18 protein-coding genes are annotated in these 26,652 nt (G+C 47.5%); 7 read left to right on the plus strand and 11 right to left on the minus strand.

What is annotated here, in order from left to right; translation table 11 throughout:
- Positions 1–34 precede the first annotated feature (34 nt).
- The 7 genes from H6H02_RS04415 to H6H02_RS04445 form a co-directional block, all read right to left on the minus strand.
- Positions 35–1,012 (minus strand): NAD(P)-dependent oxidoreductase, encoded by a 978-nt coding sequence (locus H6H02_RS04415; RefSeq protein ID WP_190815047.1) that lies wholly within the window; start codon positions 1,010–1,012, stop codon positions 35–37.
- A gap of 59 nt (positions 1,013–1,071) precedes the next feature.
- Positions 1,072–2,121 carry a uroporphyrinogen decarboxylase gene (hemE, locus tag H6H02_RS04420; protein WP_190815049.1) on the minus strand — a complete coding sequence of 350 codons (1,050 nt, stop codon included), beginning with the start codon at positions 2,119–2,121 and terminating at the stop codon, positions 1,072–1,074.
- Positions 2,122–2,401: 280 nt separating this feature from the next.
- The gene (locus H6H02_RS04425) at positions 2,402–3,619 is read right to left on the minus strand and encodes a hypothetical protein (protein ID WP_190815051.1); all 1,218 of its coding nucleotides are present in this window, start codon (positions 3,617–3,619) and stop codon (positions 2,402–2,404) included.
- Positions 3,620–3,771: 152 nt separating this feature from the next.
- Complete coding sequence (locus H6H02_RS04430) at positions 3,772–4,716, minus strand: LD-carboxypeptidase (protein ID WP_190815442.1); 945 nt, start codon at positions 4,714–4,716, stop codon at positions 3,772–3,774.
- A 16-nt stretch (positions 4,717–4,732) separates the two neighbouring features.
- Positions 4,733–5,806: a glycosyltransferase gene (locus tag H6H02_RS04435; protein WP_190815444.1), complete on the minus strand. Its 1,074-nt coding sequence runs from the start codon at positions 5,804–5,806 to the stop codon at positions 4,733–4,735.
- Between the two features lie 60 nt (positions 5,807–5,866).
- Positions 5,867–7,183, minus strand: a complete 1,317-nt coding sequence (locus H6H02_RS26990) for a HEAT repeat domain-containing protein (RefSeq protein ID WP_190815053.1) — start codon at positions 7,181–7,183, stop codon at positions 5,867–5,869.
- 238 nt (positions 7,184–7,421) lie between these two features.
- Entirely contained in the window at positions 7,422–8,540 is a 1,119-nt protein-coding gene (locus H6H02_RS04445) for a DMT family transporter (RefSeq protein ID WP_190815055.1), read from the minus strand.
- A gap of 467 nt (positions 8,541–9,007) precedes the next feature.
- On the opposite strand from H6H02_RS04445, the gene sppA reads away from it, so the two are divergent.
- Both sppA and aroH read left to right on the plus strand, forming a co-directional pair.
- Positions 9,008–9,829, plus strand: coding sequence for a signal peptide peptidase SppA (sppA, locus tag H6H02_RS04450; RefSeq protein WP_190815057.1), 822 nt, complete (start codon positions 9,008–9,010; stop codon positions 9,827–9,829).
- An 81-nt stretch (positions 9,830–9,910) separates the two neighbouring features.
- Positions 9,911–10,345 (plus strand): chorismate mutase, encoded by a 435-nt coding sequence (aroH, locus tag H6H02_RS04455; protein ID WP_199328987.1) that lies wholly within the window; start codon positions 9,911–9,913, stop codon positions 10,343–10,345.
- Between the two features lie 57 nt (positions 10,346–10,402).
- On the opposite strand, the gene crtR is transcribed toward aroH, so the two are convergent.
- Positions 10,403–11,305, minus strand: a complete 903-nt coding sequence (gene crtR, locus H6H02_RS04460; RefSeq protein ID WP_190815059.1) for a beta-carotene hydroxylase — start codon at positions 11,303–11,305, stop codon at positions 10,403–10,405.
- A gap of 313 nt (positions 11,306–11,618) precedes the next feature.
- On the opposite strand from crtR, the gene H6H02_RS04465 reads away from it, so the two are divergent.
- Together H6H02_RS04465 and H6H02_RS04470 are read left to right on the plus strand one after the other, a co-directional pair.
- On the plus strand, positions 11,619–12,458 hold the full coding sequence (locus H6H02_RS04465) for a COP23 domain-containing protein (protein WP_190815061.1): 840 nt from the start codon (positions 11,619–11,621) through the stop codon (positions 12,456–12,458).
- Positions 12,459–12,733: 275 nt separating this feature from the next.
- Positions 12,734–19,060 carry a CHAT domain-containing protein gene (locus H6H02_RS04470; protein WP_347342563.1) on the plus strand — a complete coding sequence of 2,109 codons (6,327 nt, stop codon included), beginning with the start codon at positions 12,734–12,736 and terminating at the stop codon, positions 19,058–19,060.
- A 191-nt stretch (positions 19,061–19,251) separates the two neighbouring features.
- On the opposite strand, the gene H6H02_RS04475 is transcribed toward H6H02_RS04470, so the two are convergent.
- Positions 19,252–20,067 (minus strand): alpha/beta hydrolase, encoded by an 816-nt coding sequence (locus tag H6H02_RS04475; RefSeq protein ID WP_190815063.1) that lies wholly within the window; start codon positions 20,065–20,067, stop codon positions 19,252–19,254.
- Positions 20,068–20,296: 229 nt separating this feature from the next.
- Positions 20,297–21,019, minus strand: a complete 723-nt coding sequence (locus H6H02_RS04480; RefSeq protein WP_190815065.1) for a lysophospholipid acyltransferase family protein — start codon at positions 21,017–21,019, stop codon at positions 20,297–20,299.
- Positions 21,020–21,396: 377 nt separating this feature from the next.
- Between H6H02_RS04480 and metG the strand changes: the two genes are divergently transcribed.
- The 3 genes from metG (at position 21,397) to lptC (ending at position 25,026) form a co-directional block, all read left to right on the plus strand.
- Complete coding sequence (gene metG / locus H6H02_RS04485; RefSeq protein WP_277922518.1) at positions 21,397–23,043, plus strand: methionine--tRNA ligase; 1,647 nt, start codon at positions 21,397–21,399, stop codon at positions 23,041–23,043.
- A gap of 166 nt (positions 23,044–23,209) precedes the next feature.
- Positions 23,210–23,818, plus strand: a complete 609-nt coding sequence (locus H6H02_RS04490; protein ID WP_190415651.1) for an NYN domain-containing protein — start codon at positions 23,210–23,212, stop codon at positions 23,816–23,818.
- 38 nt (positions 23,819–23,856) lie between these two features.
- Complete coding sequence (lptC, locus tag H6H02_RS04495; protein WP_190815069.1) at positions 23,857–25,026, plus strand: LPS export ABC transporter periplasmic protein LptC; 1,170 nt, start codon at positions 23,857–23,859, stop codon at positions 25,024–25,026.
- A 138-nt stretch (positions 25,027–25,164) separates the two neighbouring features.
- Here the strand turns inward: lptC and H6H02_RS04500 are convergent, their stop codons facing one another.
- Entirely contained in the window at positions 25,165–26,490 is a 1,326-nt protein-coding gene (locus H6H02_RS04500) for a D-alanyl-D-alanine carboxypeptidase (RefSeq protein WP_190815070.1), read from the minus strand.
- Between the last annotated feature and the right edge of the window lie 162 nt (positions 26,491–26,652).

Consider the following 26,652-nt stretch of genomic DNA (forward strand, 5'->3'; position numbering starts at 1 on the left):
TTGCGTTAAAAAAACCTTCTTTTAAATCTAATGTTTACTCGTTCTTAGCGGTAAGCTGTCTTCTCTGAACCCCGCTGATTTTCAGCACGTCGCTGAATGTGGCACAGTAATTCGGCAGACCCAGGGTAGCGGGGTTGACGGGATCTTGGTAGGTAAAATGACGATAGCGCAAGCAGAAACGATCCCAAGGTGCCATCTGAATTCGGAACAAGAGGATGAAGAAATCAGCTAGCCAGGGAGACAGCGGCACGCGAAAATGAATTTTCTTGTCTAAATAAGCACAAACCTCTTCTACGGCTTCGTTAACCGTCATGGGTGCTTGACCCAAAACTATCTGTCGAGGTTCCGAAGGGCTGGGAGGATGCTCGATCAGGAATCGTACCACTTGTGCAATATCTCGCCCGTGCATAAAGTGGAAACTGCCGTCGGCTTTAAAAAAGCGAATTAGGTCAATCCACTTTGCGACTCCAGGCAATCCTGAAGAGAGATGGGAGTAAGGTTTGTTAGCATCTCCTCCGAGTACCAGGGTGGGAAAGAGGGTAGTGACGCGCGGTGCGATCGCTAATTTCGATAATCGCTGCAAGCAGTCATACTTAGAACGAATGTAGTCCGTCCCTAGTTCTCCCGCTTCTTTCAATAATTCGTTGTCGCGTCCGAGGATACTAGCGGTAGAAAAGTAAATAACTTGCTCGCACACTGCGGGGTCGAGCAAGTTTAGCAACCGGATGGTTTTGATGACATTCACATCAAACACCGCTTGGGAGCCGCCCCAAGAAGTTGCGGCTAGAATTGCGATGTCTATTGTCTTGAGTAGATTTCCTACTCGTTCAATGTCTAGCAAATCACCTTTTACAATGGTGATGCCCGGTCGAGATTGATAGTCAAATCGTATTTTGTCTGGGTCTCTGACTAGCAGATACAGCTCGTGTTCGGTTTCTTGAATCAGGCTTTCGCTAATGTAGTGACCAATGCAGCCACTGGCACCAGTTACCAAAATCCGCTTGGGTTTCATAAGGGTTGGTCATTCGTCCTTAGTCAAGAATGATTCGTCTTTAGTCCCATGACCACTGACTAATGATTTTTGACTGATTTGGCAGTTTCAAAGAAGAAAGCCACGTTTTCTTCTGGGGTACTGGGTAAAACACCATGACCAAGATTCATGATATGACCTTTGTTTCCGGCTTTGCGAATCGTGTCATAAATGCGATCGCGGATGAACTCTTGTGAACCAAATAAGGCACACGGGTCCATATTTCCCTGTACACCGATGTTAGAGCCAAGTCTTGTCCTGGCCTCTGCCATGTCCACCGTCCAATCTACGCTGACGATATCCGCGCCGGATTGTGCCATCCTCTCCAGAATGCCAGCACTGCCATTGATGTACAGAATCAGGGGAGTATCCGGATGCGTCTGTTTTACCTGGTTGAAAACTCGCTGCTGATACGGTAGAGCAAATGTCTCGTAATCTTGAGGACTCAGTTGCCCTGCCCAAGAATCGAACATTTGAATGACTTGGGCACCGCTATCAATTTGGTAACGGACGTAAGTCGCGATCGCATCCGCCAATTTACCCAAAAATTGATGCAACATTGTTGGCTCTGAAAAAGCCATACTCTTAATAATTGCGTAGTCTTTCGAGCTTTTGCCCTCAATCGCATACGCGGCTAGTGTCCAAGGGGCACCCACAAAACCTAAGACAGTTGCCTTATTGCCGACTTCTTGCCGCAATGTCTGCAAAATTTCCCGGATGAAAGGCAGAGATTCCCCAGGTTCTAGAGGATGCAATTTATCAATTTGCTCCTGGCTGCGGATAGGCGGATCGATGACTGGGCCTCGGCTTTCGATGATATCAAAGGGAATACCGAGTCCTGGCAAGGGAGTTAAAATATCAGAAAATAAAATTACTCCGTCTGGCTCAAAGGCACGAAACGGTTGTAGGGAGATTTCGATTGCCAGGTCTACTTTTTCCGAGCGATCGCGGAACGCAGGATACTTATCCCTTAAATCCCGATAAGCTTTCATATATCTACCCGCTTGCCGCATCATCCACACAGGCGGACGGTCTAAAACTTCCCCACGAGCTGCCCTCAGCAGATACGGATCTTGGGTTGCAACGGTCATCTACACTTCACCTAAACACTTATTTAAAGGCATTTGTTTAGCTTATCATTGTCGGATTCCCCAAGTTTAGTTTTGCGATCGCTTCTCTTGAGTTTTGCCCGCCACTAGAGAGGCAATTCACTCTAAACCTCTCCATAAGGTATCAACTGCTAGAGACACGGAATTTCCGTGTCTCTAGCAGTCGTCAGCTAGCCTAAGTGCCCCTCCTACACGCGAAAAACCCGGCTGCTTGAATCAACCGGGTTTCTCTACTGCGTGCCTTTTTAACTAGCTGTTGATGTTATTTGACAATGCAGATGCCACTAATTTCAACGGTGCATCGCGTCGGTTTCTTAGCCGCATCTAAGTTGCGAGTGGTAGGGTTATAGGTATATTCCCCTGCCTTGAAAACGCGGTTGGGATTGGCACAGTAAGTGTAGGTTTGACCCGATTCGGTAAAGTTCACGACCACCAAAGAATTCTTTGCTGGAGGACAGCTATCCAAAACCGTCAAGCCATACTCATTACGCAACAGTTGGCTTCTTTGATCGTTCGCTGTCGGTTGAGTAGGATTTTGAGCAGTCGTTGTTTTCGGCTTTAAGTCACCACTGCTAATGTCAAAGGTGTACGCTCCTGCTTTGACAAGGCGGTTAGGATTGGCACAGTAATTGTACGTTTGACCGTATTCGGTAAACGTGACAACGACTAAAGAAGTTTTTACTTCCGGACAGGTATCCAGAACCCTCAACCCATACTCATTAAGCAGAGCTTGTTTCCGAGGATCATTTTGAGGTGGAGTTTGAGCCGGTGGATTTTGGGCAACATTCCCAAGCCGGATCTCATTGCTGCTAACGTCATACCGATATTCGCCTGCTTTAATATTGCGGTTAGGATTGGCACAGTAGGTATAGTTTTGACCGTATTCGGGGAAGGTAACAACAACAACATTACTCCTTACCGCCGGACAGTTTTCTAGGACTCTTAATCCATATTCATCTTCTAGAAATTTTTGTCGCGCATCTTTTTGACCGGAGGGAGTTTGAGCTGGTGGATTTTGGGAAGTTGGTGTCTGGCTAATCCCGGAAATCGAAAGCGTGTACCTCCCCCTGGTGTTGTTCTTACCCAACACGCGCAGTTTATATTCTCCAGTCGTCGGCACTCGATACCGCAGCAAACCCGATCGGTCATCGTAGGCAACCTGCGCCCCCGTTTGCGAGGAAACAAGAACTAGGATCGGCAGAAGAGTACTACCGTCTTCTACATCAACAGCCGCAATCACTGCATCGCCTTGTTTGGCGTTAAACAGGAATTCCTCACCATAGGCTCTCTGGACAGGAGTTCCCCTTAGAGATTGGTTTCTAAAGGTGAAGTTGGGAGAGCTGGTACGGATGAACCCATTAACGTTTTCACCATTTTTTATTGCAGTTGCTGCTCCAGCGATATCAGCAATCCCTGTAAACATCATCCCAGCGACAGCTACACTCGCCGCAACCCTATTGACAAATTTACGACCCATCATGGTAGACCCGTTTTCCTACAAACAAGAACTGCTTCCTTGTGTTTGGACAGATGATATCCATCCAGAGTTCCCAGCGTCCAGGCACACCAAACTTTTCAAGCCGGTTTAAAACGCCTGCTCAACTGACGCAATCCAGAAGCGCTTAAGTATTATTACTTGGTAGAGAATAAACTTAAACTGCCGCGATCTGCATCTAACTGAGCGGGGATTCCTAAAGGTAAAGCTGCATTAGGGCCATCGTGACCAAAGGGCAGATTGGAGACAATGGGAATGCTAAGACTCCCTAAGCGATCGCGCAAGACTTCTTCCACTGTCAAGCTAGAAATGTTCGGCGGAGCTTCGCAGCGACTAAAGCGCCCCAAGGCAATGCCTTTGACTTTCTCAAAAGCCCCTGTCATTCGCCACTGCGTTAACATTCGGTCAATGCGGTAGGGAGCCTCAGTCACATCTTCCAAAGCGAGAATGACGCCTGCTAACGGGGGCTGTACGGGCGTGTTCAAAAAATGCGTGGCTACGGTCAGATTGCCGGGGATTAAGATGCCGCTGACCTTACCGCCGCCCCAGCCGACTCCTTTCAAGGGTTCTAGGGGGCGACCTTCCACGCAGTCAAACAGCCGCTGAATCGACCACTCTGGCTCCGCTGACAGGGTGGTTAGCAAGGGGCCATGAACCCCTGCAATGCCAACTTTACTGAGGCTCCACAGCAAGCCAGTGGCATCAGAAAAGCCGATTAGCCATTTGGGAGTGCTGCGTAAAAAATCTCCGATTTTCTTTGTCTGTTCTCTACCCTGCCAAGACCAATCTTCTAGCAAGCGGGCGCTACCATAACCGCCTCTAGCACAGAGAATGCCTTTACATTCAGGGTTTTTCCAAGCGTCTGCGAGGTGTTGGCGGCGGCTTTCATCGCTACCCGCAAGGTAGCCCCACCGTTCCTCAACGCCACTGCTAATTTCGACTTGATAGCCGCGCGATCGCCATATTTCCACACCTTTGTGGAACGCTTCTAGTTCTCGCAAGGCACCACTGGGAGCAATGACTCGCAGCAAATCCCCAGTTTGCAAAGGCGGCGGTAGTTGACACTCGGAAAAATCCAAAATTTTTCAGGTTTAAGTTTTAATTTTGCAAGATATCTCGAAACCATTCTTCCATGCGATCGCCCAATGCTTCCAGAGAATATTCTGCTTCGGCTTGTTGGCGGCACGTATAACGGTCAAGTTTATTAATGCGTCCAATTGCCTCTACCAAGCCCTTCACGCTATCCGGTTCCACCAAAAAGCCCGTCTTCCCATCCTGAATAATTTCAGTCGGGCCACCTCTGGAATAAGAAATCACCGGCACCCCACAAGCAAGCGCCTCAATCACCACATTGCCAAACGCTTCCACCCAGCGAGGCGTCATCAACAACGCCCGACACTTGCCTAGATGCTGTTGCAGTTCGGATGTGGTGAAAAATCCCGCATATTCTACAGGAGCATCCGGATAATCTTGACAAATTTGCTCCCAATATGCACTGTCTTGCATTTTGCCGAAAATTTTGAGGGGAATACCAGTAATTTTGGCAGCGGCAACGGCATCCTCTAAACCTTTTTCTGGGGCAATCCGACCCACCCAAGCCAAGCAGGATGAGGGTTCTGGGCAAAATTGATAAAGTGATAAATCTAGACCACTTCCAAGAATTCGATATTGCGACGGACTGGGAAACGTTTCTGCCTGTGTCAATGTGTAGACGCCAACCGTACCGGGAAACTGAACGGCAATCTGTTCCACGATGCGATCCATCGCTGCCGAGAGAGAACCCATACTCACGAAATGCGCGATCGCTCGATTAAAAAATGGCGTTAGATAGAACGGTAGCCAATCATAGGCAATGTTGAAAATCAGATCGTAGTCAGTTTGGACTTGCCGCGCATAATCCCACATATTGCCCAGCACAGAATTCTCCGGCATCACAATCGGGGCACTTCGTCCTTGAGTCTGAGCCGTCGTCTGGAGTTCTCCAGCAATTTCGACAATTGGAATATCTCCCAGCAGAGAGCCTTGGGGAGCCACAATTTTTAGGGTATGTCCCCGCCGGAGCATCTCTTGAGCAATGTTGAGTAGGGTTAGTTCTACGCCACCCCCCAACCCCGTGCCGAGAGCGCCCACCGAGGTTGAGAGCAACAACAGTTTCACTGGACGATGCAAGATGGACAACTTTGGCACTCTAAACGATAAACAATGAATTTAAACTCTTGTAAAGACGCCGATTTAACGGTTTTCTGATTCCTCTGGCGGATGATTAGAAGAATTTTGGGAATTTGGCAAAGCGGGCAAATTATTATCCGTGCCAGGATTCAAGCGAAGCCGATTTAACTGCCCTATTGCCCACCGCGCTGTTTCCTGAACCTCGGAATCCCGATCTTCAGCAGCGTGACGCAATAAATTACTGACTTGACCGATCGTGTCATAAATTCTCGTCAAATCCCGAATTGCATTTTTGCGAACATCAGGGTTTTCATCTTGCAACGAGATCGCGAGTGCCCGGTTCATCGGTTTGAGGGTACGGGTGCCAATTTGCGACAGCGCCTCTAAGATTAAACCGCGCTGCTGAGAATCCGAGTCGATCATTAGATCCACCAAGGGCTGAATTGCTCTAGAGTCGCCGCATTGTGCCAGCTCCCAGATCGCCTTGCGTCGTTTTGTCGGATCGGCTCCCTGTAAATCTTTAATTAATTCATTAACAATGTCAATTTTGGGGAGGCGAGTGGTTTCTCCTATCGCTTTTGCCTCGTTGCTTCGCAGCCGCGCTAACGGCTTCGCTTCGCTAACTCCTTCGGTTGACTTTTGTGAGGTTGTTCTCCCGTCTAAATTGCTTTTTTCTAAGTTGCTTGTTTCTGAAAAGGTTAAAGCAGAGGCATGATAGCCGTTATTGCCATTTTCATTTTCTATCGGGTGAGCATGGATATCTGCGGGGTGATTGGCATCTTTAGGGTCTTCGTAGCTCCTTTCATCTGCTAGTTCATCAGATTCAGGCTCTAGCTCCTCCTCTCTGTTGAGATTGCCTAACCATTTCAGCAAGAAGTATACTCCTAACCCGACACCAGCAGACGCTGCCGTTAAGCCTAATAACCACCAGAGCCGGTTTGCTCCAGAACTCGCTTTAGCCGCCTTAGGTTTTGGAGTGGGAGCGGGGGAAGATTTTGCGGCTTCAGCTGCCTGAATGCGCTCTTGAGTCGTAGAACCAGCCACTCCGTCAGGCGTTAAACCAACAGATGTTTGAAATTTAGAGACAGCAACTGCTGTCGTTCGCCCATAAGCACCATCTACAGCCCCGTTGTAGTGTCCCAAACTCTTCAGTGACTTTTGAAGTTCTGCGACTTCAACGCCTTGAGAGCCTACTGTGAGGAGGGGCAAATTCTTGTTAGCGGCTGGGGAACTCGACTGAGCCAGTTTTAAGGATACGGGAAAACTGGGGGGGGAAGTCGCGATCGCTAGCGGAAATCCTGTGGAATTCTTGCCCGAATTGGGGGTAAAGCCCAGACAAATAACCCAGGTAACTAGAAGCAATGTGGAGCGGTAGAGCATAGTTTTCGGGAAACCTGTCTAAGTGAATACAACCAGACAAGATCCTTTGCTGATAATTTTCTGCTTAGCTTCTAGTACCAGCATGAAGTTATAAGTTCTAAATAGTTAGCGAGCTTTTCATCCGGATTTTTTGGGCGATTAGCTCTGGAAGAGAGTGTAAATATTGCGCTGATCATAGCAGAAAGTTTCAACTCGCTCTCAATCTTAGCCGTTCGCTTGTCTGCTATCCTATTCATTTCTACCGATTTTGCCAAATCTCAGCTTCAGCTTCTTTCGCTTGTATCGGTAGCGATTGATAGGGTAATGGCTCGGATGGCTCTAACAAGGAAATTTGCTCGGTTTTGCTTTCTTCTGTCACCCTTGTTTCGCTAGATGTAGCGGATCGCCCAAAGCGCAGGATTTGCCAACGCACCTTTTCGGCTATCTTCTCTCGCTGATTAATGAGATAGATACTGACCAGGGTAAAACTCACTCCCAGCCATTGCAGAGGGCTAAGGACTTCAGCCAAAATCAGATTGCCAAACACCAGGGCAAACACAGGTGTCAAAAAGGTGAGGGAGCTGAGACTGGTGAGATTGCCGCTAGAGGCAAAGTAGAAGAATAAACCATAAGCGATCGCGCTGCCAAATACGGCTGCGTAGCTCAACGCTATCCAGCCAGACGAATTTAGATGTACCCATTGCTCCGATTCCCACAGTCCTGAGAGTACAAATAAAGGCAGTCCGCCCAAAATCATGTGCCAGCCAGTTGCCATCACCGGATCGGCATACTGACAAACGAAGCGAATCAGCACTGTTCCGACAGCCATCGACAGCGCCGCCAGCAGCATCAGCCATTCCCCACTTTCAAATAAGTGCGTGAAGCTAAACGAGCCAGCGATCGCGTTGCCGTGGAAGAGATTGATAATCCACTCATTCGGCAAGCCAATTAAACTAATCCCCAGCACTCCTAATGCCAACCCCAGCCAGCCCCACAGTCCAATGGTTTCTCCAAACAACCAACAAGACAGCAAAGCCACGGCTAGGGGTTGAGAGTCAATCATCACTGAACCCAACCCCGCGCCCGTCCGCACTAATCCAAAGGCTAAAAAGCCTTGAAACAAAGCGCCATCAACCAAGGCAAACAAGCTAATCCATAGCCATGCCCGAACGCCTTTGGGTTGAGGTTTCCCCATTAAAAAGGCAGCCAGTAATACCAATACCCCGGCAGGCACCAACCGGATACCAGCCATGAACAGGGGCGTTGTGTTTGGGATAACACCCTTCATTGCTACCATCGCTGTTCCCCACAAGAAAAAGGGGGCAATCAGCAGCAAGGGTGCCAACGGAATTTTGGATTCTGTGAGTTTTAGCTGCATAAAAGTCCTTTGTAGGCGTACATAACAGAGCCAAATCACCGCTTCTATAGGGGGCAAGTCATCGCGAGTTGCCCTTCCGGGAGGTGCAAGCAAGAATCTACAATTTAGAACTTAGCCGCAACCGGATTTCTCGAAAATTTTCCGGTTTCTTGCTCTTTTTCTGGCTGGTTGCGCGTTTATTTACTTAATTGTACTTAATATGTAGTTCTGTTAAGGCGCTTTGGCAAATTGTTGGGATGCCGACAAAAGGGTAAGTTTTTACTTGTAAGTACCTGTTAAATTCGGGGAGCTAGGGAAAACCTTCTTTCTGATAAGCTTTCAGGCTTCACCCGCAAGCCAACGAAACCGATGCAGATCGTGCAAACTAGAGAAAGAGCCAGCATTCCTAGGGAAACATTTACTGTTTTGCAGGATTTGCTTCCTTCTCTAATTCGCTCATTCATTCACGATTCATCGCTTGCCTGCTCATGATCTGGCCTTTTCAGCCTAAGTTTCGTAAACAAATTGCTCGGATTGAAGTGACTGGTGCGATTGGCAGTACTACCCGAAAACAAGTTCTAGAAAGCCTGAAAACGGTTGAAGAACGAAAGTTTCCAGCTTTACTGCTACGCATTGATAGTCCTGGTGGTACGGTCGGGGATTCTCAAGAAATCTATGAAGCCCTGACTCGCCTGCAAAAAAAGGTGAAAATTGTTGCCAGCTTTGGCAATATCTCCGCATCTGGAGGAGTCTACATCGGGATGGGAGCCGAACACATTGTTTCCAACCCAGGCACAATTACTGGCAGTATCGGTGTAATTCTCCGGGGAAACAACCTGGAGCGCTTGCTAGAAAAGATTGGTGTTTCTTTCAAGGTGATCAAATCCGGTCCTTATAAAGATATTCTGGCTTTTGACCGGGAACTCACCGAGCCGGAAAAGAATATTCTCCAAGACCTGATTGACATCAGTTATCAGCAATTTGTGCAAACGGTTGCTGAGGCTCGGAAGCTGACAACCGAAATGGTTAAAAGTTTTGCCGATGGTCGCATTTTCACAGGTCAACAAGCTTTAGAACTGGGGGTTGTTGACCGGCTCGGTACTGAGGAAGATGCCCGCCGTTGGGCTGCGGAACTGGTCGGTCTCGATCCCGAAAAAACGAAGTGTTACACCCTGGAAGAACGCAAACCTTTCTGGAATCGTGTGGTATCGAGCAGAGTTCAGGGGGCATCTAGTCTATCAGCTGGGATAGACTGGTTAGAATTTGAACTTTCTACCAGTGGTCAACCGTTGTGGCTTTACCGACCCTAGTATGAAGTTTAGATTTTAGATTATAGATGATTTAGATGATTCTGAAATCCAAAATCTAAGATTCAAAATCCCAATTATAAAATGGAGGATGCTTGCGTGGAGTGGCGAGTTCGAGCGATTCGCGGGGCAACAACTGCCTCACAGAACACGGCTGAGGCAATTCGAGAAGTGGTAGCGGAACTACTCGATGAATTGGAAGTACACAATCAACTACATCCCGATTTAATTATTAGTGCCACGTTCTCGGTGACGCGGGATCTGGATGCGATCTTTCCCGCTGCGATCGCTCGCTCTCGTCCCCACTGGGACAATGTTCCTCTGCTCGATGTCCAGCAAATGCACGTGGAGGGAGGGTTGGAGCGTTGCATCCGCTTTTTAATTCACGTCAATTTGCCAGCTTCCCACCCACCGATTTACCATCCTTATCTGCGGGGAGCTAAAAGCCTAAGACCGGATTGGAGTTTGTCTCAGGTTAGTTTATCCTCCCAGGCAACGGTTCAGTCGTTTCATCGCTGATGCTTCTTGTCATTAGTGATTCGTCAATGACTAGTGACGAATCACTAATGACATTTATTAGCTATTTTCTAGATTTTTAGACGATTTGCTGTGAAAGCGGATGCCTAAAAAAACGTCATATAAAAAGCTCCAGAAATTTTTTCCTTGCCAGATTCCCAGAGTTTGATAACAGCCTTTTTCATCTAAGAGGGGCTTGGTGGCGTAATAGGCGTTTTGGTAGTGATACCAAGGAATGGAAGGCCACAAATGATGAATAAGGTGGTAATTTTGCCCCATGATCAACAAATTGAGGATGGGGTTGGGGTAGACTCTGGCATTTTTCCAGCGATCGCGTTCTTGATGAGGGCGATGCGGCAGATAATCAAAAAACAATCCCAGCGCCAATCCCACCAAAGCAGAAGGGATAAACCAAAAATTGAGAATGTAGCCTAAGAATTGGTACTGAATTGAGATATAGAAAATCGTCCCGACAAACAAGCGGCTTAAGAACCATTCTAAAAGTTCATATTTTCGCCACAACTGCCGTTTAAAGAAAAATATTTCGTGGTATGAAAACCGCACCGGAATTAACCACAGGGGACCGCCGGTAGAAACGTAATGATCTGGATCGTTTTCCGGGTCATTTACATGGGCATGATGCTGCAAATGAACCCTGGTAAATACTGGGAAGGCAAAGACTAACATCAGGGCGCTGCCATGTCCCAGGATGGCATTGATGACTCGGTTACGATGGGCAGAATTATGACAAGCATCGTGAATCACCGTTCCACAAATGTGCAAGGCGATCGTGTTTGTGATAAAGCAACACCAGTGAGGCCACTCCCAGAGCCAGTAACCAAAGTTTGATAGCACAACCATCGCTACGGCGGTAAGAAACATGAGTAGCGTTGGACTTAGGGACGCAGGCGGTTCCAGGAAATGTCTCGGAACTGTCAGCGGCTTTTGTGCCTCCAACAACATTGTTTTCTCCTTTTTAGTGATTTAAGGGTTTTGCGGGAACTTTGCTTCGGTTTTCCCGTCACTATGGCATCTAGGGGGGTATCTTGTGCAACATTGGATACACGATAAACAGTACCCACTGATTGACAATTTTCAAAAAATACGCTCTATTTTCCTGATTTCTTACCCTTATTTCTACCAGGTAATCGGGGGATTCTAGTCGTGCTTTCGTAGTATACGCTACGGAGACCGATTTATAAAGATTTATGAAATTAGCTCATTTAATTCAAATGATGCTAACGATAGTCAAAAAATATACAGGAGGATTGTTGATATGTCACCACATCTGTCTAGGTTCGCGTCTGGGGCAAAGTCCTTAGTTGCCAACAGTGTGGCTTTATCTGTCGGTGTAACAATTCTACTTAATAGCGGTATTGCCTTTGCCGGTTCTGTTCAGCAAGCGCAACTGCCAGGTGTAGAAGATGAGAAGACTCAGCCCTCGGATGGGGATGTTGTGGTAGACACCGATGGGAGTCCCGATACCACGACTAACCCAGAAACGGAATCAGAGAATAGTACAACTGCTAACAAGCCACGGTTTACCTGCCAGCTAACGAACAGTCAGTATATGGTGATGTATCACCCGAAGAGCCAACCCGATCAAGCTTATGCTTGGGCAACTCCCAGCCCTTTAGGGGGTGGCTGGACTGCTGAGAGACGTTGTAACGAAATTAGTCGCAGATTAGAATCTTATCGACCCGATGGTCTTCAGGAAATGCGGGCATCGGTAGAAAATAACTACAACGTTGTTTGCATCACAACTCAGAAAAATCCAGACTGCCGGATTGTGTTGACTGTGCCTCCAGGTGAAAATCCGCAGTTAATCCGCGATCGCGTCTTCCAAAATATCAGCATTGCTGACAGCGGACAGGTGACAGAGGGCGTCAATACCTTTGTCGGGGGCCGGGATGCTCAGATGCTCAACGATCTATTAAACTTGGGCTTATCTTCCCTTGGCGGAAGCACCAATCGCTCTAGTCGTAGATCGCAAAGCGTTAACCTGCGACCTTTCTTAGATCGAGCGGATGGTGGCACTGGCACCCAGTTGAAAGGCGGAGTGCCTATGCGCTCGAATCGAGCCAATCCTCGACTGAATCCAGGCAACTTCCGTTAAAAGTTATTGATGGGTGATGAGGGACTCAAAACCGCGATCGCATAATTAGCACAATCAATAGAATAGAGAAGATACAAAATTGTTTGGCTTTCCAATATTGAGCGGTCTGGAAGCCAGACAATTTTATTTATTTACAGATTGCGATCGCGTTTGGGATCTAAAACAAATCAAAGCATCCCCAACACTTGAATCTGTCAATGTTACTTTAGGGGTATTGTCAAGAGGCGAAATGCGTAAATATGTCAGCCGTTAGAAATATAAGGCTGTTACTGGTAGTGTTTTCACTCACAGCGATCGCTAACCCGCTTCAACCAGTACAAGCACAGCCGATTATCCCAGCGGCTGACGGCACCGGCACAATCGTTACCCCAGATGGGAACCGCCTTAATATTAGCGGCGGCACGCTTTCAAAGGATCAAGCAAATCTTTTCCATAGCTTTGAGCAGCTAGGGCTAAATTCTGGGGAAATTGCGAACTTTCTTTCTAACCCTAGTATTCAAAATATCTTAGGGCGCGTTACGGGTAGGAATGCCTCTTATATTGATGGCTTAATCCAAGTCACGGGAGGAAATTCTAACCTGTTCTTGATGAATCCAGCGGGGATTATCTTTGGTTCCCATGCCAGCCTGAATGTACCGGCTTCATTTACCGCTACCACTGCCACGGGTATCGGTTTTGGCAGTAATTGGTTTAATGCGATTGGTGCCAATGACTACGCTACCTTAGTCGGAACGCCTACCCAGTTTATCTTTCACACTCCTCAAGCAGGAAGCATTGTTAATGCAGGGAGTTTGGCAGTATCGGAGAATTTAACCCTGTTAGGTGGCACGGCGGTCACTACGGGGCAGCTGAGTGCATCTGGGGGGCAAATTGCTGTAGTCGGTGTACCGGGTGAGAAGTTAGTACGTTTGAGTCTACCTGGCAGTCCGCTAAGTTTGGAAATTCAACCGCTACCTGTCTCAAATACAGCCGCACTACCTTTTTCTCCCCTTTCTCTACCTTCGCTACTAACGGGCGGAAATCTCGCGAATGCCACGGGATTAACCGTCAATAGCGATGACACGGTACGATTGACCGCTTCTGGTGCTGAGATTGGCACACAACCGGGTACGGCCATTGCTTCTGGCACCCTGAATGTATCGGGTCAAACCGGCGGTACCGTCTATGTCTTGGGCAACCAAGCGAGTGTCATCAGTGCCAATATCAACGCTTCGGGCATCAATGGCGGCGGTGTGGTACTCATTGGCGGTGATTATCAGGGTCAAGGCAAAGTCCCAAATGCCTTACAAACATTAGTCACCAGCGACTCGGTGATTTCTGCCGACGCATTGCACAACGGTAATGGTGGAAAAGTTATTGTTTTTGCAGATGATACAGCCAGCATTTACGGGACACTGACAGCACGGGGAGGCGTTTTTTCTGGAAATGGTGGCTTGATTGAAACTTCTAGCAAACAGTTTCTCAATCTCACCAGTACGCCGAATGCCAGTGCTTCTCAAGGAATTGGTGGGACTTGGCTGATTGACCCGACCGATATCACGATTGTCAATAGCGGCGGCGGTGGAATTGGCACTAATACGGTGGATGTTGCCAATATTAATGCTGCCCTAAATACTGGCACCAGCGTCATCCTCGACACGGCAACTGCATCTGGTTCTCCAGGTGCCGGGAATATTACTCAAAATAGCAATGCTTTTATTAGCAAGACATCTGGGGGAGATGCTGCGCTTACTTTGCAAGCTAACAACGACATTATTCTAAATGGAGCGATCGCTTCCAGTAGCGGCAAGCTGAATGTAAATCTTTTTGCTGATAATGACACCAACGGTAGCGGCGCGATCGCCTTTACCAATGCCACGATTAATACTAACGGCGGCAATTTTACAGGAGTCGGTCGCGGAAATGCCACCTACACGAATGGCATTCAGCTCAACAACAGCATCATTAATGTCCAAGGCGGCAATATTAACCTGACGGGTACAGGATTTTTTAGTGGTGCTGGTACTACCAGTAACGGGATTTCAATTCAAAACAACAGTGTAGTGCAATCAACCGGAACGGGCAGCATTACCCTAACGGGTGCAGTTGGAAGTGGGACAGATGGAAATGACGGCGTAGAAATCATCCAAAACTCCAAAGTGAGTTCGGTGAATGGAAATATTAATATCCAGGGTACTGGTAACGGAACTGGCGCTACCAATCATGGAATCCATCTGTCTACAGCTAGCAAGATTGAATCAACCGGGACGGGGAATATTACCCTAATCGGCACCAGTAATGGCACGGGTTTCAACAATGACGGCATTTCGATTGGCAGTAGTGGCACCATTGTCCAATCCAACAGCGGGAATATTACCCTAACTGGCACCAGTGGTACTGGGGTGGGGAGTCAGGATGGAACGGCTGTTTATGCAAGCGGCAGAGTGCGATCGCAAGCGGGCAATATTAACCTAAGCGGCACTGTCAAGGGAACGGGCAGCGACAGCTACGGGATTATTATTGTCTCTGAAGGCGTCGTGGAATCCGTTGGGACAGGGGCGATTACCCTAAATGGCACTGGTGCGAGTGATGCAGCAGGGATTCTTTTACAAGACAGCGGCATTAATCCAACTGGAATTGGGGGTAGCGGTAATATCACTCTTGCCGCTAATGAAATTAATTTTATTGACTCTACGAATCCTGGCACCCCACAAATCAAGGGCAGCGGGACGCTTCAATTGCAGCCTCTGACTTCCAGTTTGGGCATTACCATTGGCGGGACTGTCAACGACAACCGCTTAAATTTAAACACCAGCGAACTCAATTTCTTAGAAAATGGGTTTTCTCAAATCGTCATTGGACGGGCAAACAGTAGTGGTGCGATTACTCTAGCTGGCAACACTACCTTCTTCGATCCCGTTACCGTGCGATCGCCTGTAGGTTCCGGTTCTATAACCACGACAGGTTATACTCTCGCCGGAGATGATAACGCGACGCTTACCCTGCAAGCCAACCAAAATATTACGACTGGCAATATTATCAATTCTGGTCGTCAGATTACGCTAACCAGCTTCCTCGGCAGTATCAACACCAGTGCAGGCAAGCTTGATACTAGCGCTTATAGCGATAACGGCGGCGCGATCGCACTGACGGCTTTTGGCAATCTTACCACTGGTGACTTGGAATCTTGGTCGGTTGAAGGCGATGCCGCGGATATCTCCCTCTCCAGTAAGGCAGGAAGCATTAACACTGGCATCTTGGACGCGACCACTTTTGACGGCGATGGCGGTGCGATCGCCCTAACAGCTTTTGGAGAAATTACAACAAAAAGCTTGCAAACTTGGTCGGATTATGGTTTCTCTGGAGAGATTACCCTGTTTGCCAATGGAAAGATTACCACGGGCGATCTAGATTCTCGCTCCTATGATTCTGGGATTGGAGGTGATATTACCGTTACTAGCAGTGGGGGAAGTCTCAGAATTGGAGATTTGTTCTCCTACTCTCAGACTAACGACGCGGGTTCAATTAACTTGTTTGCCCCTAAGGGCAACATTACCACTGGTATTCTCAACACAGGCTCTTATGGTCTGGATGCAGGCATTCCGGGGAACATCACCCTTACCGCCGGTAGCAACATTACCACCAACTACATTCATGCTTTTTCAAACGGTTACGGCGATGGGGGAGAGATTTCTCTGACAAGCTATACAGGAACGATTGGCACCCAACAAGTGCGATCGGATTCAGTAAGTGGCGACGGAGGCGCGATCGCATTTGATGCAAATGGCAATATTATTACCGCTGACTTGTACTCTTTCTCCAATAATGGGGATGCTGGTGATATCTCTCTCTACAGTGACCAGGGAACGATTAATACTGGGTTGTTAAATGCAACTTCCTCTGAAGGTTTTGGGGGCGCGATCGCATTTGATGCAAATGGCAATATTACTACCGCTGACTTGTACTCTTTCTCAAACGGTGGCGATGCGGGTGATATCTCTCTCTACAGTGACCAGGGAACTATCAAAACGGGAGTAGTTAATGCCACTTCCTCTGAAGGTTTTGGGGGTGACATTGACCTAGACGCTTTCGGCAACATTATCACCGCTGACTTGTACTCTTTCTCCAATAGTGGGGATGCTGGTGATATATCTCTCTACAGTGACCAGGGAATTATCCAAACTGGGTTATTAAATGCAACTTCCTCTGAAGGCGTTGGGGGCGCGATCGCATTTGATGCAAATGGCAATATTACTACTGCTGACTTAAACTCTTTCTCCAATAGTGGAGATGCTGGTGATATCTCTATTTACAGCGACCAGGGAACTATCAAAACTGGGTTGTTAAATGCAACTTCCTCTGAAGGGTATGGGGGATGGATCACCCTAGAAGCCAATGGCAACATTACCACAGGTAAGGTGGAATCCTGGTCAGTCGCGGGCGACGGCGGTGATATGTCTATTTACAGTGAGCAGGGAACTATCAAAACTGGGTTGTTAAATGCAACTTCCTCTGAAGGGTATGGGGGATGGATCACCCTAGAAGCCAATGGCAACATTACCACAGGTAAGGTGGAATCCTGGTCAGTCGCGGACGATGGCGGTAATATCTCCCTCTACAGTAACCAGGGAACGATTAATACTGAGTTATTAGATGCAACTTCCTTTGAAGGCGTTGGGGGCGCGATCGCCCTAGAAGCCAATGGCAACATTACCACAGGTAACGTGGAATCTTGGTCAATTAATCATGATGGAGGAGCGATCGCCCTCAACAGCATTACGGGATCGATCGATACCAAAAATGTGTCTTCTGACTCGCAGAGTGGCAACGGGGGAGCGATCGCCCTAACGTCTAACAACGGCAATATTACTACCAGTACCATCAATGCCCAAAGTATGGGAAGTGGTACTGGAGGAACTGTGAATATTACTGCTGGTAAATTCTTTCGGGCTACAGGCATTTTTGTAGACCGCAACAGCCTAAATTCCAGCATCTCCACGGCTGGCGGAACCAACGGCGGTAACATCACCATCCGTCACAACGGCAGCACCACAACTCCCTTCATCATCGGCAATGCTAGCCTCAACGGAACGGCTGGATCGATTACTAGTGGCGCAAGCAATACGATTGCGACAATCTTTTCAGTACCCGTACCGCCTGCCACTTACATCCAGGGCAACATTAAAATCATCACCTTCAGTCCGGCTCCCAATCTGATTCCCGCTAAAACCCCCTCGCAGCCCGTCGGAATCCCACAGCAAGAAGCATCACAACCGCAGGGGACTACTGCGCTTTCCCCCCCAGCCAATGCCAGTCAGTCCCTGGTGGAAGTTGATTCTGCATTGGCTCAAATTGATGAACCTTTCACCCAGGAATACGAACAATATCTGGGGGTGAACGATACCCCCACGATGAGCCTTACCGATGCCCGTAGTACCCTGCAAGGCATTGAGGCATCCAGCGGTATCAAAGCGGGACTCATTTATGCAATGTTTATTCCCACAACTTTGACAGTAAATGAGGCAAAAAGCCCATCCTCCTCAATTCACCAGAATACTGACAGCCTAAAACCCCAAAAAACAGAAAATCCTCAAGATCATCTGGAACTCCTACTGGTGACGGCAGAGGGACAACCGATTCGGAAACGACTTACGGGTGCAACACGGGAAAAGGTTCTCAAACTTGCCGACCAATTCCAGACGCAAGTGACTAACGTTAAAAGCTCTCGTAGCTACATAGCCCCCTCTCAGCAGATGTATCAATGGCTGCTAGCACCCCTAGAGAAAGATTTACAAAAACTCGGTATCCAGAATCTTGTCTTCCTCATGGATGGGGGCCTACGCACGATCCCCATCGCTGCTCTCCACGATGGTAAAGCGTTTATCCTTGAGCGCTACAGCGTTGGTTTGATGCCCAGCCTTAGCCTCACTGATACTCGCTACCAGAGTTTGAAAAATGCTCAAGTTTTGGCAATGGGGATCTCAACGTTTACGGATGAAAATCCTTTACCCGCAGTACCGAGGGAATTATCCGCAATCGTGCCCTATCTGTGGAAAGGCAAGTCCTTTCTCAATGAGGATTTTACTCTCAAGAATCTGAAGGCACAGCGTCAAAAACAACCATTTGAGATTGTACACCTGGCAACTCACGGAGAGTTTAATCCAGGTTCCCCTAGCAACTCCTACATTCAGTTATGGGACACCAAGCTGCGACTCGATCAGTGGCGGGAATTGGGATGGAATAACCCACCTGTAGAGTTATTAGTGCTGAGTGCCTGCCGCACAGCAGTAGGCAACGAGCAAGCGGAGTTAGGCTTTGCGGGATTAGCCGTGCAAGCAGGGGTGAAATCGGCGTTGGCAAGTTTGTGGTATGTCAGCGATGAGGGGACTCTGGGGCTGATGACAGAATTTTACGAACAATTAAAAACAGCTCCGATTAAGGCAGAGGCGCTACGTCAGGCTCAGTTGGCGATGCTCAAGGGGCAGGTGCGGCTGGAGGGTGGAAGGTTGCGGACTCGCGGTGGAGATATCTCTTTACCACCCCAATTGCTAGGCATTGGAAATCAAGTCCTCTCTCATCCTTATTATTGGTCTGCTTTTACAATGATTGGCAATCCTTGGTAAAAGTCATTATTCCTTAGTACCAGCAAATCAAGAATAGTGAAGTAGACAAATCAAACTCGTTTGAGTACTGGGTTTCGCACCTCAAAAGTCACGCTCTCAACGCCGAGAACACCCCTGCATGAGGGATAACTCAGCCGACAAAATGACAGGTTTTAATTGGGTTCTCTTACTGAATGGCTAGTGACTAATCACTAAGAAACTGCCAAGAGGGAAGCTTTATCCCGACGTTCTAAAAAATTTTCAGCTTTCATGATTGCGTAGAGGTTGACATCAGCTTCTAAGAGACAGGCGTGACCGCTCTTCGGTAGCACTACCATTTCGGCGTCGGGTAGGCAAGAAGTTAAGCGTTGGGCTTCGCTTACAGAGGGAAGTAGCCGGTCTGTGCCTCCAGCAATTACCAGGGTGGGTTGAGTGATGCGACGTAATTGGGAAGCATCAACATCAAAATCTCTGATCAGAGACAGTCGCCAAAGGACAGTTTTTGGGGGTACGGAGTGGATAGCGTCTAGAAGGGCACGGCGATCGCGCGGTGCAACCCGTTCTAAATGAGCCAAAAATGGCAATAACCACACCGATCCCGCTCGGTAGAGGACTTCCGGTATCCAGCCACTCACCAGCGATCCCCAAGCCAGCAAAGGTCGCTGATTAAAGGAAGAAGCGGGATTAATCAAAATAATTCGGTCAAATAGTTCGGGCGCTCGTAGAGCTACTTTCATCACCAAGCAGCCCCCAAATGACTCGCCGCACAAATAAACTGACCGTTGTGGCTGTTTTTCCACTTCCGCTTTAATCAGCGCGACCACTTGTTCTGTGAGATCGTCCCAGCTAGTCAAGTCATCGGCTGGAATTACCAAACAACGGATATCAAAGGCTGCCTCTAACCCCTCGGTCTGCGCTCGCAGCAATTGACCCGTGCCATCCATGCCTGGAAGGAACACAAACAGTGGGTGGTCTGGATTTAACAGCCTGGGGGTGAGAAAACAAGGATGGCTTTTTACGTCTGGCATTTCGTAATGTCCATTTAAAAACAACAGGTCAAAGATTTATTGCTTTCTTGGGGGTGGGTGCGAACAATTCGAGGACTCAAGGCACTTCAGCGAACAACCAATAAAGTTCTAATTCTTCAAGGTGATAACTCCTGAGAGCTGATCTTGCCTATTTAACCTACTCGTAGGTTATCTTCCTGTAGACGTAGGTATTAATTCTTATTCTAAGGCAGCCTCCTATGGTCGTGAACTAATAAGAAACCTGACGAAGTAAACCCGCTATTTCTTCCTGACAATAATTGATAAGACTAGCAACAGCAGTTTTGGCTTGTTTTCCTTGATATTGTTCCCGCGCTTGAGGCGTAATCCAACGGGGACGCCCAATCAGGATGCTAGATCGACGGTAAACGACCATTGGATGCCAGCCTGTCTGTTTAAATAGGGGTTCGGAAGGGTCAAATAAACTTAATAATTGCAGAGGGATTGCAGAATTATTGGTTTCTTCCTGGGATGCGATCGCGACAGGTAAAATTGCCAAATTTTGCACCGGCGCACGTAAAGCCAAATGGGCAAATCCCCGGTGAAAGGTTTTCATTTCATTCGGCTGAGTTAGCTTTACCATCGGTTGGGCACCTTCTGGAAATATTCCAACCACCTGCTGGGTCTGCAACAGCCGAATCGCCTTATTAAAGAAATCTTGCTGGCGGTGTTCTGGCGTCTCTAAAGGGAAACAACCCAGCTGATGGACAATGTCCCGCATCACGGGCACTTGACCCATATAGTGATGACAGGCAAACCGAATCGGACGATTTAAAGCTGCCATTAGTAATGGCGCATCCATGACGCTGCGATGATTGCTCACCACTAAAACGCCACCTTCTTGAGGAACGCGATCTTGATGGTACATATACATCTGCGTTCCCAATGCCGAAAGCAGCAAACGAGAAATCTGTAAAGGGTTATCTGAAGACATGCTTTCTATAGGCTTTTTTGCAGGCAGGGCGATCGCAGAAGCCAACAGGCAATTGGCTTGATTGTAAATCGCTAGAGTCTTGAGAGAGACTGCGTTTGACCCTTTCTCTTGACTCTTGAGCGAACTGTCCATTTTTTACTTAGTCTGGACTTTATTCATTGACTAGAAGCGATCGCTCACCCCAAAACTTAACTTTTCTTAATATAATTATTAACCTAACGTCCTCGCCTATGCGAATCCCTTAGGGTAGATAGGGTAAAAATAGTCAGTAAAGATTTTTTACGATTTTATTCCGGTCAAGAAAAAGTGACAATTTATACTTGTATTGCCAGAAGCTAAGTGGAACTCTCAAAACAAGATAACGAAAAGATACAAAATTGCAGCCCGAAGTATATGATCAAAAACAAGAAAGGGGGTTGTTTTTTATATTTATGAGTGCTAATCATACAGGTAAAAATACATTTGCAATTACTACACCGCTGTATTACGTAAACGACGTACCCCACATTGGCAGTGCTTATACAACAATGGCGGCGGATGTGGTGGCTCGGTTTGAACGACTCCGGGGAAAGTCTGTGCTGTTGATTACCGGCACGGATGAACACGGACAGAAAATTCAGCGCACAGCCGAAATGAAAGGGCTTGCACCACAAGCTCACTCTGATGAAATTGCGGCTGGATTCGACATTCTTTGGCAAAAGCTCAACATCCAGTACGATCGGTTTATCCGCACGACAAACTCCCGCCACCACGCCATTGTCAAAGAGTTTTTCCTGCGCGTCTGGGAAAAAGATGACATTTATTTGGGGCAACAAAAGGGCTGGTACTGTGTCTCCTGCGAAGAATTCAAAGATGAGCGCGACCTTTTAGAAGGGCACCACTGCCCCCTTCACCCCAATAAAGAAGTCGAGTGGCGGGATGAACAAAACTACTTTTTTCGCCTCTCTAAGTATCAAACTCATCTGGAAAACTTGTATCACAAGCAACCAAATTTTATCCAGCCAGAAATTCGCCGCAATGAAGTTTTGAGCTTTGTCAGCCAAGGGCTTCAAGATTTCTCTATTTCGCGAGTAAACCTAGACTGGGGCTTCCCAATACCCGTCGATCCCAGCCACACTATCTATGTTTGGTTTGATGCCTTATTGGGTTATGTTACAGCGTTACTTGAACCGGATAGCGACCCAACGCTAGAGAATGCTTTATCTAAGTGGTGGCCAATTAATATGCACCTGATTGGTAAAGACATTCTGCGGTTTCATGCGGTTTATTGGCCTGCCATGTTAATGTCAGCTGATCTGCCCATGCCGGAGCGAATATTTGGACATGGCTTTCTGACAAAAGACGGACGAAAGATCAGTAAAACGGTGGGTAATACCATCGATCCGGTCGCCTTGGTCGAACGCTACGGGGCAGAGGCGATTCGTTACTATTTTCTCAAGGAGATTGAATTTGGGCAAGACGGAGATTTTAACGAAATTCGATTTATTAATATCCTCAATGCTGATTTAGCAAATGACCTGGGCAATTTACTCAATCGGACGTTGAACATGGCAAAGAAATACTGCAATGGCATCGTGCCTGACTGCTCATCTGAAAACATCCCCGCAGATAACACAATTAAAGCAATTGGTCTTGGTTTAGGCGATCGCGTTGCTCAAGCTTATGAATCTCTGGCTTTTAGCAAAGCGATCGCAGATATTTTCACTTTAATTCGAGCCAGTAACAAATTTATTGACGATCAAGCTCCCTGGACTTTATACAAACAGGGTCAACAGCAGGCCGTCGAACAAGTCCTGTATGCGGTTCTAGAATCTGTTAGACTAGCAGCTTATCTGCTATCACCGATTATTCCCACCGTCAGCAGTGACATTTACCAACAGCTAGGTTTTTCAATTGACTTTAATAACAAAACGTTAATAGATGTTTCGGCTGCGTTTTCCGCCCATGCCACTTGGGGAACACTAACTGCAAGACAAGCTTTAGGTGAAGCCAGACCTGTTTTTCCAAGGCTGGAACTCCCCTAAATAGTTTCGTCTTAGTAGCTAATAGCTGTTGGCTGTTAGCGGCTTGACCATTGGGTGCTGCTACATACAAAAGTAAAGACTCTGGTACAGACCGCTCTCTCACAAGCTAAAAGTTCATCAAAATCGCTAATTGCTTTTTTCATAAAAAAATCGAGGCATAACAATCATGTTGAATAATTTCAGCAGTAACGACTCTGTATTTACACCAGAACAGGTTTTAGAAAATCGTGGTCGTGTAGCAATTTTCATCGATGGATCAAATCTATTTTACGCAGCTCTACAGCTCGGTATAGAAATTGACTACACTAAGCTGCTGTGCCGCTTAACCGCTGGGTCTCGCTTGTTGCGCTCTTTCTTTTACACCGGAGTCGATCGCACGAATGAAAAACAACAGGGTTTCCTGTTGTGGATGCGTCGCAATGGCTACCGGGTCATTGCCAAAGACTTAGTACAGCTACCGGATGGTTCTAAAAAAGCTAATTTGGATGTGGAAATTGCTGTCGATATGATGGCTTTAGTGGGATCTTACGATACCGCTGTTCTCGTCAGCGGAGATGGGGATTTAGCTTACGCCGTCGATGCCGTTAGCTATCGAGGTGTCCGCGTGGAAGTGGTCAGTTTGCGCTCCATGACCAGCGACAGTTTGATCAATGTATCAGATCGATATATTGATCTGGATAGCATCAAAGAAGATATCCAAAAGACGCCCAGACAAAATTATACCTACCGTCCACTTTCTGGCATTGGCTTTATGGATGACCAAGAAGATAGATAACGCCAACTAAAGAAAAAAGAAATTTATAGGCAAAAGAAATGAAAAAAGTAGCTTCTCGCAAAAAATTATTTCTTTTGCCTATTTACTTTTTACTATTCACTTTTTTAGTTAGTGCTTGTAATACCGAGAAACGTGCGGAGAAAAAGATCCAGAAAGATACTGCCTCCGTGACAGATTTCGAGGGAAGTTTGGTATTTCAAAATGTGACCCTGGATCAGGCAGATGAGCAAGGAAGACCTTTGTGGAAAGTGAAGGCGGAGCAAGCGGTTTACACCAAAGATAAGAAAGCTGCTCGCATCCAAAAGCCTAGCGGAGATTTGTTCCAAGATGGAAAATTGGTTATGCAAATCACCGCAGATAGTGGGGAAGTTCAAGAGGATGGTAAAAAAATCTTTCTAAAGGGTCAGATTGTTGCTACAGACCCCCGCAACGGGGCAGTTTTAAAGGGAAATGAACTAGAGTGGCGACCGAAGGAAGACCTTTTGATCGTGCGTCAAAATCTTGTCGGCACTCATCAAAAGATGGTGGCGACAGCGAATGAAGGACGATATTTTAGCCGATCCCAGCAAATGGAATTATTGGGTCAAATTGTTGCAACATCGAAAGACCCAGCGGTACAAATTAGAACCGAGCATTTAGTGTGGCAAATTCCCCAGCAGATGGTAGTTGGCGATCGCCGCATCCAGATTGACCGCTACACAGGCAATCGCGTGACAGAGCAAGCAGCGGGAGATTCTGGTCAGGTAAACCTGAAAACAAAAATAGCAACGCTGACAAAGAATGTTCAGATGACTTCTTTAGAGCCGCCAGTGCAAATCGCCGGGAATTCTGTCACCTGGAACCTTACCACACAAATGGTTACGTCAGACCAACCCGTGAAAGTGGTGCATCAACAGCAGCAAGTGACGCTGACAGGGAACCGGGGTCAGGTGGATCTGAAGGGAAAAGTGGCTCGTCTGATTGGTGGCGTCCAAGGTGTTGGCAGTCGGAATAAATCCCAACTTTACGCCAATCAGGTGATTTGGAATATTCCAACTGAAGAATTCGATGCTCAAGGCAATGTAATTTATCATCAACAAGTTGACCCGCCGCTGCACCTGACGGGTTCCAGAGCAGTCGGTAAGTTTCAAGGTCAAACGGTTGTTGTCACGGGTGGCGGTGGTGCTAGTGGCAGTAGTGGCAGGGTGGTGACGGAAATTATTCCTTGAATCGGTAGGCGATGGTCATAAAAACCAAAACGTTATAGGAATCCTATTTGAGTCGTAAGATGCCAACAGTTTAGATCCCCGCCTTCTTAGAAAGTTGGGGATCTCTCCTTCACAAATCATAAGGCGGGTTGTGGGATATTATCGTCGCGCTTGAAAATCTGAGAGAATTTCATTGCGACTGGCGTCACCAAGAAATCCAGCAATATCAGGTCGCCCAGTGCTAGGAAGAATTGCTGCTGGTAAAGTGGGGGGAACGCCCCATCGTTGCACCAGTTTTTGAAGTATTTGGTCTTGCTGTTTTCTAAAACCATCGACATCACCACCCCGATTGATGATGGCAAAGCAAACCAGACCGCGATCGCGTGTTGGCATTACCCCAGCCAGGGCGCTAACATCCCGCAGGGTGCCCGTTTTGATAATCGTGCCTGAAGGGATGTGGCGGGAGACCATCGTTCCTCGGCGATCGCGTCCCGATACCGGGAAGAGATCGGCGACTGTCAGCTGATGGGGTTGTAAATAACTTTCAATCGCCGTCAGCATTCCGCAAACAGCGCGGGGCGAAATGCGATTTTCTACCCCTAAACCAGAGCCATTTACCAGCTGAACTTCCTGTTGGGGAACCCCAGCAGACGTAGCCCCCAACTGAGCGACAGCAGATGCCCCCCCAAGGGCTTTTGCCAGCATCTCCGCCATGTCGTTGTTGCTGTAAATGTTCATTTCCTTGAGGATTTGTGCCAAGGACATTGAGCGATGACGCAACAACAAAATTTGCTTGGGAATTGGAATCGACGAAACTTTGACCGAACCCGCGATCGCAATTTGCGGCTTTGGCGTTCCGGGCGGCATTAAGTTGTATAGATATTGGGCATCTCTAGGCCATGAGGTAGGATTAAATGCTTGCTTGAGCATCTGACCCGCCATATAAGGGTGAGATTGGTAATTCATGTAAAAATCGCCCACAATTACCAAGTTGCCGTTGATGCGGCGGATGCCCCGTTTATTTAAAGCATTCCCTAGAGCGATCGCTTCTTCCCAGACAAAAAAGGGATCGCCACTGCCATTAATCACCAAATCTCCCTGCAAAACCCCATTTTTCACGGGTCCAGTTGTGCCGATTGAGGTTTCAAACTGATGACCCGGTCCCCAAGTTTCCAATGCAGCGGTAGAAGTCGCAATCTTGGTCAAAGAAGCAGCCGGTAAGGGAATATTTCCCTGGTTCGTTGCCAGGGGCAACGAACCAGACTGAATCCACACCCCTTGAGCCGCCGCTGTCATGCCTTTAGCACTCCAGCCCTTCAAGTATTGCTGCATCGTGTTTTCAGCTACCGGGTCGGTCGCCATCGATAGGGAAAACAAGGGAACGCCCCGCCACGCTATCAGTTGGGCAGTGTCTATCTCAGTTGTTTTCACCCCAGCCATATTCATCCACAGCGCCACCAAACCAGAGCCAAATAATTGCAACATTCCTCACTTTCCTTTATTCGTTAAACACAGAGCCTGCCGGATGTGCAAGCTACAACAAAAGCCAAAAGCGGAAATCACTTCCGCCAGAATGAAGATATTTCTTCGAGAGTCCGTGTATCTGTAAAGCACACGCAGGAAACAGGAATGAGTCATGGGTTAAAG

The organism is Coleofasciculus sp. FACHB-1120, from assembly GCF_014698845.1.
Lineage (GTDB): Bacteria > Cyanobacteriota > Cyanobacteriia > Cyanobacteriales > FACHB-T130 > FACHB-T130.

Coding starts and splice junctions, on each gene's coding strand:
- H6H02_RS04415 (WP_190815047.1), bottom strand. CDS start 1,012: ATGAAACCCAAGCGGATTTTGGTAACTGGTGCCAGTGGCTGCATTGGT.
- hemE (WP_190815049.1), bottom strand. CDS start 2,121: ATGACCGTTGCAACCCAAGATCCGTATCTGCTGAGGGCAGCTCGTGGG.
- H6H02_RS04425 (WP_190815051.1), bottom strand. CDS start 3,619: ATGATGGGTCGTAAATTTGTCAATAGGGTTGCGGCGAGTGTAGCTGTC.
- H6H02_RS26990 (WP_190815053.1), bottom strand. CDS start 7,183: ATGCTCTACCGCTCCACATTGCTTCTAGTTACCTGGGTTATTTGTCTG.
- H6H02_RS04445 (WP_190815055.1), bottom strand. CDS start 8,540: ATGCAGCTAAAACTCACAGAATCCAAAATTCCGTTGGCACCCTTGCTG.
- sppA (WP_190815057.1), top strand. CDS start 9,008: ATGATCTGGCCTTTTCAGCCTAAGTTTCGTAAACAAATTGCTCGGATT.
- aroH (WP_199328987.1), top strand. CDS start 9,911: ATGGAGGATGCTTGCGTGGAGTGGCGAGTTCGAGCGATTCGCGGGGCA.
- crtR (WP_190815059.1), bottom strand. CDS start 11,305: ATGTTGTTGGAGGCACAAAAGCCGCTGACAGTTCCGAGACATTTCCTG.
- H6H02_RS04465 (WP_190815061.1), top strand. CDS start 11,619: ATGTCACCACATCTGTCTAGGTTCGCGTCTGGGGCAAAGTCCTTAGTT.
- H6H02_RS04475 (WP_190815063.1), bottom strand. CDS start 20,067: ATGCCAGACGTAAAAAGCCATCCTTGTTTTCTCACCCCCAGGCTGTTA.
- H6H02_RS04480 (WP_190815065.1), bottom strand. CDS start 21,019: ATGTCTTCAGATAACCCTTTACAGATTTCTCGTTTGCTGCTTTCGGCA.
- H6H02_RS04490 (WP_190415651.1), top strand. CDS start 23,210: ATGTTGAATAATTTCAGCAGTAACGACTCTGTATTTACACCAGAACAG.
- lptC (WP_190815069.1), top strand. CDS start 23,857: ATGAAAAAAGTAGCTTCTCGCAAAAAATTATTTCTTTTGCCTATTTAC.
- H6H02_RS04500 (WP_190815070.1), bottom strand. CDS start 26,490: ATGTTGCAATTATTTGGCTCTGGTTTGGTGGCGCTGTGGATGAATATG.